Source organism: Halorubrum ezzemoulense DSM 17463 (assembly GCF_002114285.1).
In the GTDB taxonomy this organism is placed as follows: domain Archaea; phylum Halobacteriota; class Halobacteria; order Halobacteriales; family Haloferacaceae; genus Halorubrum; species Halorubrum ezzemoulense.
In genome coordinates, this window is the sequence record NZ_NEDJ01000092.1 from 1 (window position 1) to 9,703 (window position 9,703).

At 69.9% G+C, this 9,703-nt stretch carries 8 protein-coding genes, 1 tRNA gene and 1 rRNA gene; 3 read left to right on the forward strand and 7 right to left on the reverse strand.

The features are described 5' to 3' along the window. From B9H04_RS16300 to B9H04_RS16310, 3 genes are all read left to right on the forward strand, one after another. On the forward strand, positions 1–1,848 hold a 1,848-nt coding region (locus B9H04_RS16300), incomplete at its 5' end, for a kinase anchor protein (protein ID WP_085682863.1). Continuing rightward, positions 1,839–3,224 carry a DUF444 family protein gene (locus B9H04_RS16305; protein ID WP_049932874.1) on the forward strand — a complete coding sequence of 462 codons (1,386 nt, stop codon included), beginning with the start codon at positions 1,839–1,841 and terminating at the stop codon, positions 3,222–3,224. The genes B9H04_RS16300 and B9H04_RS16305, both read left to right, overlap by 10 nt. Then, complete coding sequence (locus B9H04_RS16310; RefSeq protein WP_049932875.1) at positions 3,221–5,290, forward strand: SpoVR family protein; 2,070 nt, start codon at positions 3,221–3,223, stop codon at positions 5,288–5,290. The genes B9H04_RS16305 and B9H04_RS16310 overlap by 4 nt, the downstream gene beginning before the upstream one ends. A 43-nt stretch (positions 5,291–5,333) precedes the next feature. Here the strand turns inward: B9H04_RS16310 and B9H04_RS16315 are convergent, their stop codons facing one another. The 7 genes from B9H04_RS16315 to rrf all read right to left on the reverse strand — a co-directional run. Then, a complete protein-coding gene (locus B9H04_RS16315) occupies positions 5,334–6,044 on the reverse strand; it encodes an alpha/beta hydrolase (protein ID WP_049932876.1) in 711 nt (236 codons plus the stop codon). Position 6,045: 1 nt separating this feature from the next. Continuing rightward, positions 6,046–6,660 (reverse strand): VOC family protein, encoded by a 615-nt coding sequence (locus B9H04_RS16320; protein ID WP_085682864.1) that lies wholly within the window; start codon positions 6,658–6,660, stop codon positions 6,046–6,048. Positions 6,661–6,756: 96 nt separating this feature from the next. Beyond that, a complete protein-coding gene (locus B9H04_RS16325; protein ID WP_049932878.1) occupies positions 6,757–8,133 on the reverse strand; it encodes an HD domain-containing protein in 1,377 nt (458 codons plus the stop codon). A gap of 16 nt (positions 8,134–8,149) precedes the next feature. Continuing rightward, a complete protein-coding gene (locus tag B9H04_RS16330; protein ID WP_049932879.1) occupies positions 8,150–8,356 on the reverse strand; it encodes a hypothetical protein in 207 nt (68 codons plus the stop codon). 85 nt (positions 8,357–8,441) lie between these two features. Next, positions 8,442–9,284, reverse strand: a complete 843-nt coding sequence (locus B9H04_RS16335) for a hypothetical protein (RefSeq protein ID WP_049932883.1) — start codon at positions 9,282–9,284, stop codon at positions 8,442–8,444. A 105-nt stretch (positions 9,285–9,389) separates the two neighbouring features. Beyond that, a tRNA-Cys gene (locus tag B9H04_RS16340) sits at positions 9,390–9,465 on the reverse strand. 136 nt (positions 9,466–9,601) lie between these two features. Next, positions 9,602–9,703, reverse strand: a 5S ribosomal RNA gene (rrf, locus tag B9H04_RS16345); the annotation flags it as partial.

Here is a 9,703-nt window from a genome sequence, read left to right on the forward strand (position 1 = left end):
GTCCAGACGCACCCGCTGTCGGTGTTCCCCGAGTCGGTCCGCGAGTCGGTCGCCGACGCGGCCGACGACGACGCGTATCCGATCGCCGCCGACGTGGGGCTCGACCCGTTCAGCCGCGAGGCGTACGACCACCTGGAGTCGACCTACCGCGAGCAGGGGCGCCGCGACCTCTTCTCGGCGATCACCGACCGCGACCACCTCCGCGTGACGAGCTACGTCGTCGACGTCGGGCGGGGGGTCGGCGTCCTCCACGCCGAGGACGACGGGACCCCCAAAGAGCGGCTCGTCGGCTCGTGGATGGGCGGCATGTTGCGCGAGCTCGACTCGCGCGGCCGGAAGAACCCGCAGGCGTTCAGCTACGACGGCGTCCTCTCGCAGGGGAACGGGGTCGCCACCGTCGTCGAGGACGCCAGCCAGCACGCGGACCTGCTCCGGCGGCTGCTCAACGTCCCCGACGAGCGGCGCGTGAAGCTCGACAAGGGGATCGGGATGGACTTAGACACCCAGCTGATCGTCATCTCGAACCCCGACCTCGACGCCGAGTTGGACCGGCACGCCGAGCGCGGCGACGCTGACCCGCTGAAGGCGCTGAAGCGCCGGCTCTCGAAACACGAGTTCCGGTACCTCACGAACCGCCGCTTGGAGGCGCGGCTGCTCCGGCGGGAGATCGCCGGGGCGACGGCGGTCGAGGACGGTAGCGTCGGCGCGAGCGGCGCGGCCGCCCCGGACGCCGGTGACGGCAGGGACCGCGACCCCGGAGCGGCGCCGCTGTCGGTCGCGGTGCGGGAGTCGGACGGGACGGTCGCCGAGCGCGAGATCGCGCCCCACGCGATCGGGGCCGCGGCGCTGTACGCGGTCGTCACGCGGCTCGACGCGGACGACCTGCCCGGCGACCTCGACCTGATCGAGACCGCCGAGCTGTACGAGACCGGCGAGGTCCGCCGCGGGGACGACGCGGTCACCGTTGCCGACGTGGACCTCGCCGGGGGGGACGGCCGAAACGGGATCCCCGTGACGTACGCGCGCGACGCGGTCGCGGACCTGCTCTCGTCGACCGCCGACCGGAGCCACCCGGAGCTTCCCGTCGAGCGAGTGATCACGCCGACGGACGTGCTCGACGCGCTCGCCGACGGGCTCGTCGACGCCCCCGTCTTCTCGCGGGCCGAGGCGGCGGAGTTCGACGGGCGGCGCGAGCCGGTCGCGACGCAGATCCGCGAGCGGCAGCGGGAGGACGTGATCGACGCGATCCTCGCCGCGGAGACCGTCTCGGCGGAGACCGTCGCCGAGTACGTCGAACACGTGTACGCGTGGGACGACGACGACCCGACGGAGCGCGGACGCGCGGACGAGGCGCCGGACCCGCTCGCGATGAAGGTGTTCGAGACGGAGACGCTCGGGCGGTTCGACGAGAGCGACTACCGCGGGACCGACCCGGGCCGGGCCGTCGAGAGCTTCCGGCGCGAGCGCGTGATCCGGGGACTCACGCGGTACGCGTGGCGGAACCGCGGCGACGCGTTCAGCGTCGACGACGTGGAGCTCGCCGAGGTGCCGGAGCTGAAGGCCGTTATCGACGCGAACGACCTCGCCGACGTGAAGCGGCGGTTCCCCGACCTCGATCCGGCGGCGTGGGCCGACCCGCCGGCCGACACCGAGACGGAACGGGTGAAGGCGGAGACGATCGACCGCCTGTGCGACCGCGGCTACACGCCGGCGTCCGCGGAACTGACGAGCCGGGCGGTGATGGAGCAGGTCCGCAAGGAGTGGCCCGATATCGACGGTGAGCGGGCCGGCGACGCGGGTCCGAGCGACGGTGCCGGTCCCGACGGAGGTGGTGACCCGTGGGACTGACCGAGGACCGCGAGCGGTTCCGCGAGGTCGGCGAGACGCGCCGGGCGGACCTCGCAGAGTTCATCAGCCACGGCGACCTCGGCGGGTCCGGCGCGGACCGGATCCGGATCCCGATCAAGCTCGTCGACCTCCCCGCGTTCGAGTACGACCAGCGCTCCGCCGGCGGCGTGGGACAGGGCGGCGACGGCCAGCCGCAGCCCGGCCAGCCGGTCGACCCCGAGCCCGGCGACGGCGACGAGGCGGGCGACCCCGGCGAGGAGGGCGGCGACCACGAGTACTACGAGATGGACCCGGAGGAGTTCGCCCGCGAGCTCGACGAGGCGCTCGGGCTCGACCTCGAACCGAAGGGGAAGCAAGTGATCGAGGAGGTGGAGGGTGACTTCACCGACACCGCCCGCGCCGGCCCGCGGGGGACCCTCGACGTCGACGAGTTCTTCAAGCGGGGGTTAAAACGCCACCTCGCCACCGACTTCGACGGGGCGTACGTCCGGGAGGGCCTGTTCGTCGACGGCGCCGACGTGGACGACGTCTTCGCGTGGGCGCGCGATGAGGGCGTCCCGGTCTCGCGGGCGTGGATCGCCGACGCCGCCGCGACCCTCGCGGACGAGCGGGGCGAACCGGTCGCCGCGCTTGACCGCTGGGAGAGCTTCGAGGCGCTCGACGACGGGGTGGACCACGAGCCCGTCACGCACCGGATCCGGCGCGAGGGGCTCGACAGCGTTCCGTTCCGCAGCGAGGACGAGCGGTTCCGTCACCCGGAGGTGATAGAGAAGCGCGAGCGCAACGTCGTGGTGATCAACGTCCGCGACGCCTCCGGCTCGATGCGCGAGACGAAACGCGAGCTCGTCGAGCGCGTGTTCACGCCGATGGACTGGTACCTGACCGGGAAGTACGACGCCGCCGAGTTCCGGTACGTCGTCCACGACGCGGAGGCGTGGGAGGTCGACCGCGAGGAGTTCTTCGGGATCCAGTCGGGCGGCGGAACCCGGATTTCGAGCGCCTACGAGCTCGTCGAGGAACTGCTGGAGGAGTACCCGTACAGCGAGTGGAACCGGTACGTGTTCGCCGCGGGCGACTCCGAGAACGCCGGTAGCGACACCACGAACAACGTGATCCCGCTGATGGAGTCGATCGACGCCAACCTCCACGCGTACGTCGAGACCCAGCCCGGCGACGGCGCGGCGAACGCCCGCCACGCCGACGAGGTCGAGTCCGCGTTCGGCGACGCCGACGACGTGGCCGTCGCGCGCGTCTCGGAACCGGACGACGTCACGGACGCCATCTACGAGATCCTCAGCACGGAGTCTGACGGCGGCGGGAGCGCTCCCGCCGGAACGACCGCGGCGCGGCGGACCGACGGAGGTGAACGCAGATGAGAGACGACCGGATCGAGGCGAAGCGTGAGGCCGACGCCCTCGACGAGCCGGCCGAGGAGGCCCGCGAGCTGGCCGAGCGGCTCGGGTTGGAGCCGTACCCGGTGCGGTACTGGGTGGTCGACCACGACCAGATGAACGAGCTGATCGCCTACGGCGGCTTCCAGCGCCGGTACCCGCACTGGCGGTGGGGGATGAACTACGAGCGGCAGCGCAAGAAGGACCGCCACGGGCTCGGGAAGGCGTTCGAGATCGTCAACAACGACGACCCGGCCCACGCGTTCCTCCAAGAGTCGAACGCGGCGGCCGACCAGAAGGCGGTGATCACCCACGTCGAGGCGCACGCGGACTTCTTCGCGAACAACGAGTGGTTCGGGCTGTACGCCGACCGCGGCGAGGGCGGCCCGAACGCCGCGGCGCGGTTGGAGCGCAACGCCGACCGGATCGCGGCGATCGCGAAGCGGGCCGACGTCGACCGCGACGAAGTCGAACGCCTGATCGACGCCGTGAGCGCGCTGGAGGACACGATCGACCAGCACAGCCCGGTCGACGCCGCGCGGTCCGTCGAGGAGCCGGGGATCGCGGACGACGTGAGCGGCGACGGCGACGACGCGCTCGACGCGATAGAGGCCCGGATCGACGACCTCGACCTCTCCGAGGAGGTGCGCCGGGACGTGTTCGACGACGAGTGGCTCGAAGCGCGCGGGGAGGGCGTCGAGCCGGAGGAGCCCCGCCCGGACGTGCTCGCGTTCCTGCGCGACCACGGGAGGCGGTACGACCCGGATAGCGGGAAGGCGGTCGACCGCGAGCCGTGGGAGACGACCGTCGTCGACGCGATCCGCGAGGAGGCGTACTACTTCGCCGGGCAGAAGCAGACGAAGGTGATGAACGAGGGGTGGGCGACGTACTGGGAGTCGCTGATGATGGGCGGCGAGGGGTTCGCCGGCGAGGACGAGTTCCTCACGTACGCCGACCACATGTCCCGAGTGCTCGGCTCGCCCGGCCTCAACCCGTATAAGCTCGGCTTCGAGCTGTGGACGCACGTGGAGCTGCGCGCCGCGCGCCGAGAGGTGATCGACAAGCTGCTCCGGGTCGACGGGGTGACGCCGGAGAACTTCCACTCGCGGATCGACCTCGACGAGGTCGCGACCCTGCTCGAACCCCACCCGGCGGTCGCGGGCGCCGGCCCGGCGACGCTGGACGAACTCGCCGACCTCGCCGCCGACGGCGATCCGCGCGTCGACGCCGAGGCGGTCGACCGGGCGCTGTCCGCTCGGCGCGAAGACGGCGACGGCGCGTCGGCCGACGGCGAGGAGATTGACGTGGAGCGGTACCCGTGGAAGCTCCTCACGCGCGAGGGGCTCGCGGAGCGCCACTACGTCCTCTCGCGGCCGGAACACCGGGGCGCGCTCCGGAACGTCTCTCGGGAGACGCTCGAAGAGCAGGCGCGGTACCTGTTCGACGTGGACCGGTACGCGACGGTCGCCGAGGCGATCGCCGACGTCGACCGCGCGGCCGGCTGGGAGCGGATGTTCGAGGTCCGCGAGAGCCACAACGACGTGACGTTCATCGACGCGTTCCTCACCGACGAGTTCGTGCGCGAGGGGAACTACTTCACCTACGAGTACAGCCGAGCCGCCGAGGAACACCGCGTCGCCAGCGTCGACGCCGACGACGTTCGGAAGAAGCTGCTCCTCCGATTCACCAACTTCGGGAAGCCGACGATCGTCGTGTTGGACGGGAACTTCCGCAACCGGGGGGAGCTACTCATCGGCCACCGGTACAACGGCGTCGCGCTCGACGAGGAGCGCGCCAAAGCGACGCTGAAGCGCGTGTTCGAGCTGTGGGGTCGCCCGGTGAACCTGGCGACGATCCGCGTCGAGTACGACGACGGGGCCGTCCGGCGCGCCAAGCGACGCGGCGAGGAGCCGGAGGGAACCGAGGTCGGCGTGCGCTTCCAGTACGACGGCGGCGAGGTGACGGAACACGACCTCGACGAGTCGATCCGGGAACGGATCACCGCGGACGAGGTCGACTACGACACGAAGCCGGACGACTGGCTGGCGTGATCCGGGCGGGCGGCCCCCTCGGCCGGCGCCGGCGGGCCGACGCTCAGGCGAGGTCGCCGACCAGTTCCGCCACCGCCGCGACCTCCTCCTCGTTGATCCCGTGGCCCATGCCCTCGTAGATCCGTTCGTCCACGTCGGCCCCGAGCGCCTCCAACACCGCGGTCGTCTCGTGGACCCGCTCCTCGGGGATGTGCGGGTCGACGTCGCTACAGCCGACGAACGCAGGGGTGCTGGCGAGGGGGCCTGTCGCGTCGTCGCCCGCTCCGCTCCCGCGGTCACCGGTCGCGAGGTAGTCGTCGACCTCGACCGCCTCGCCGATCAGCCCGCCGCTGAACACTGCGAGTCCGCCGTAGCGGCCGGGATCGCGGGCGACGAACTCGCTCGCGAGACAGGCACCCTGCGAGAAGCCGGCGACGAGGACGCGGTCGCGATCGATCTCGGCGTCTGTCGCGCGGTCGACGGCCGCGTCGACCGCCCGAAGGCCCGAGGTCCGCCCCGGCTCGTTGTCCGCGACCGGCGCGAGGAACGAGTTCGGATACCAGGTGTTCCCGGCGGCCGCCGGCGAGAGGATCGCCACGTCGCGGTCGCCGGCGAGCCGTTCGCCCAAGTCGACGACGCTGCGGGCGGTCGCGCCGCGACCGTGGACGAGTACGAGCGCCGCGCCCGCGTCGTCGAGCGGCGTTCCGGCCGTGACCAGCGGCTCGTCGCCGTGCGGGTCGTCGCCCGCGTGCGGGCCCTGAGCGCCGTCCGCCATCTCAGACCCCCACGCCGGCGTCGGCGTCGGGCAGGTCGTGTTTGTTTACCGGCAGGCCGAGCTCCTCCAGCGCGCCCTCCATGTGGCGGTCCTGCGCGAAGTCGGCGCCGTCCTCCTCGCGGAGCCGCTGCGCGGTCGCGAGCACCTCGCCCTTGCGGTCGTCGGGTATCTCGTATTTGTCGGCGGACAGCTCGATGACGAGCCCGTTGTTGTCTTGGGTGTAAATCGAGTGGAAGATGCCGCGGTCGAAGACGTTGTACCCCTTCCCTGCCTCTTCGAGCGCCGCCATGATATCCTCGTACTCGTCGGGCTCGACGGTGAAACACAGGTGGTGAACGGCGCCCGTGTTGCCGCGCTGGCCGCGCGCGGACGCCCGCTCGTCGCTCACGAACACCGTGAGGATCCGCCCGTCGCCGGTGTCGAAGAAGAGGTGCGTCTGCGAGGGGTCGTCGAGGTTCGGCTGTCGCAACACGAGCGGCATCCCGAGCAGGTCGCGGTAGAACGCGAGCGTGTCCTCCTCGTTGCTGCCCCAGACCGTGACGTGGTCGGTACCGCTGGTGTGGAACGGTGCGTCAGGGAGCTTCGACGTGACCGGAGCCGCGCTCTCGTCGCTCATACCGATCGGAAGGCGACCGAGTCGTATAAACCCGAAAGGGACGGGACCGTGACCGGCTGACACCGGTGTTATCGGTCAGAATTGCGTCCGATGCCGTCAGCCGCCGTACTCCGCGCGAAACCGATCGACGAGCCACCGAGTGGCGCGTTTTCGGTCCCCGTCGGGCACGTAGACGAACGGGATCGGGGTGTCGAAGGCGCGCTCGCCGTACAGCCCCCAGTCGCCGGCCGACCGCGTCGTCCCGCCGTACGCGATCGGAATGTCGGCCAGCTCGGAGGGCTCGTACTCGGGGACGTACGAGCGTTCGATCCACACGTCGTGAGGCGGGACGTCCAGTTCCGCCGCGAGTTCGTGTTCGAGGCGCTCGTCGCCCGAGACGAGCCACTCGCCGAACGCCTCGCGGTCGACCTCGATCCGGTCGGCGTAGGCGATCCGATGTTTCCAGCAGGTCGTCGGGAACTGCCGCGTCCGATACCGGTCGTACAGCGTCGCGAACGTGGTGTCCGGGCGGTCGCGCGCGAGCCGGCGCAGTCGCTCCGCGACGGTGTTGTCGTCGATCTCGCCGTCGAGGATCCCGTCTATCGTCACCGGCGGATCGCCGGTCAGCTCGGCCGCTCGCTCGGTGAGATCGCGGAGCAACGCGTTCGCGTACACCGACTTGTGGTGCTGGGTCACCCACATGTACAGCGCGATCCGGCCCTCCAAGTAGTTCCCGAGCGTCGAGAGCGCCTTCTCGGAGAGCGCGAGCCCCTCGTCGGGGTGCGCCGTGTAGGCGTCGACCATGCGATCGGTGTCGAAGTTCAACACGTTCGCGCCCGTCATCCAGTTGTCTCGGGAGATGTAGTCGAGACGGTCGACGTCGACCGGCGAGTGAAGGAGCTGGGCTCCGAGGCCGTGCTGCCACGGTCCGCCCCGCTCGTACACCAGACTGTACCCCAAGACGTACGCGCACACCTCCTCCGGGTCGACCGACAGGGATCGGAGCGCGTCGCCGAAGCGGTCGAGTATCAGGAGACAGCTCATGAGTTCGTGCGGACTCGCCCCGAGAAGTGGCGTGTCATCGAGCCCCGCCTCGCGAAGCGACGCGACGAAGCCCCGCTCCGCGAGCCGGTCTCGGAGTGCCGTCGCGTCGAGATGCCGCTCGCAGACGTGCGAGAACGGCGGATGGCCGACATCGTGGAGCAGACACGCACACTCCAGCGTCGACTGAATCTCGTCGAGCGTGTCCGAGGACGTGTTCCGGGTGAAATACGGCTCCTCACGGAGGTTTTCGAAGACGCGGCGGCCGAGGTGGTAGACGCCGAGGCTGTGTTCGAACCGCGTGTGGTTGGCGGCCGGATAGACGAGGTGGGTCGCCGAGAGCTGCTTGACGTACCGCAGCCGCTGAAACGCCGACGTGTCGATCACGCGATCGACGACCGCGTCGTCGAGTTCGATGTACCCGTGAACGGGGTCTTTGATCTGTGTCGTCATGTGTACAGCGACGCCGTCATCGCCTCCAGACCGCCGGTGCGACGCCGAGCGTCCGGACGGCGAACGGGTAGGCGAAAGCGATAGCGAGCACGAGCACCAACGACGCGACGACACCGAGCCCGCCGGTGATCCGGTCGGCGACCGCCAGCGCAGCGAACATGGCGACGAACATCACCGCCCAGTGGGGGGCCAGCTGTCGCACCTTCTCTCCTGTCGAACTCATGCCCGCCGTAGCGGTGCCGTCCGGTAGTGGCTGTCGGTCGAAACGCAGCATCGAAGCGAAACGAACGCCCCGACTCGGCCGGCTGTCAGTACCGCGACGGGATGAACGCCAGCCCAGCGAGCATGATGGAGGACAGCACCGAGAGGACGAGCACGCGCGAGAGGCCGCTGTTGTACTGGTTGAACTGGTCTATCTCGGAGACCTGCGCCTCGTACGCCTCGATGTCCGACGACATCCGAAGCGTCGAGGCGTCGGGGAAGTGCGCAACGTAGTCCGTGCCGCCGATCGTTACCACCGAGTGCTGGGAGAACTCCACGGTCTCCGTCTCGGTCGTCTCCCACACGAGTACGGCACCGTCAGCGGTCACACCGTCGACCGTAACCATCTGTCCGTCGTACCCGAGGGTCTCGCCCACCTCGTACGAGCGCTGCTCGGGCGCCGGGAAGTACTCGTCGACGGGCACCAGCGTCCGTTCGCCGGAGTCGTCCGTCACGGCGACGTACTCGCCGTCGTCGAGCGTGACCGTCTCGTTCTCGGCCGCGTCGTCGGCGCCGAGGATCGCCTGCCGGTCGAGCACCTCGACGAGCGTGAACTCGGTCGCGTTCTCCCCCGTGACCTCGACGCGCCACTCGCGGTCACCGACCGTAACCGTCGAACCGTTCGCCCACGTCTCGGAGGTCTCCGCGGTGAACTCCCGCTCGAGCGTTCCGGTGATGACGGTCGTCGCCGCACCACCGTGCCCGCCTCCGCCCTCTTCCGTCTCGGAGATGTCGGCCACAACGTACGACTCACCACCGACTTCGACCGAGTCACCCTGCGAGGCGTCGACCTCCGGATTCTCGAGCGTGATCTCTGGACTATCGGCCGTCGCGGTCAGCGCGCCCGCCACGCCCGCGACGGCGAGGAACAGCGCGACAAACACGGCCACAGCGCGTCGTTGCATAGTTGACGCATGGGTCACCCGGTGTTTAACGGTTACTAAGCGGGTCAGTTCACGGGACCGACCTCGCGACGTACCGAGACCGAATCAAGAAGCCAAGGGCCGGATTTGAACCGGCGTTGGGCGGCTCTGCAGGCCGCTGCGTCTGACCAGACTCTGCCACCTTGGCGCTGTCCGAACGTACCGCTGTGGAGCGTTTAAGCCTAGCGGTCGCGCGTCAACGCCCTCGCTGCTCGCTATAAATAAAAAAAAAGCCCACGGACATACGTCCGTGGGCTGGGTGGGAGTATTCTCCCGGATGAGTGGGCAGGCGGCGACCCGTGGTTCCCAGAGGATCGCTCACTCCAGTACTTCACGGTACGCTGGTGGGCTTAACTTCCGTGTTCGGAATGGGTACGGGTGTGTCC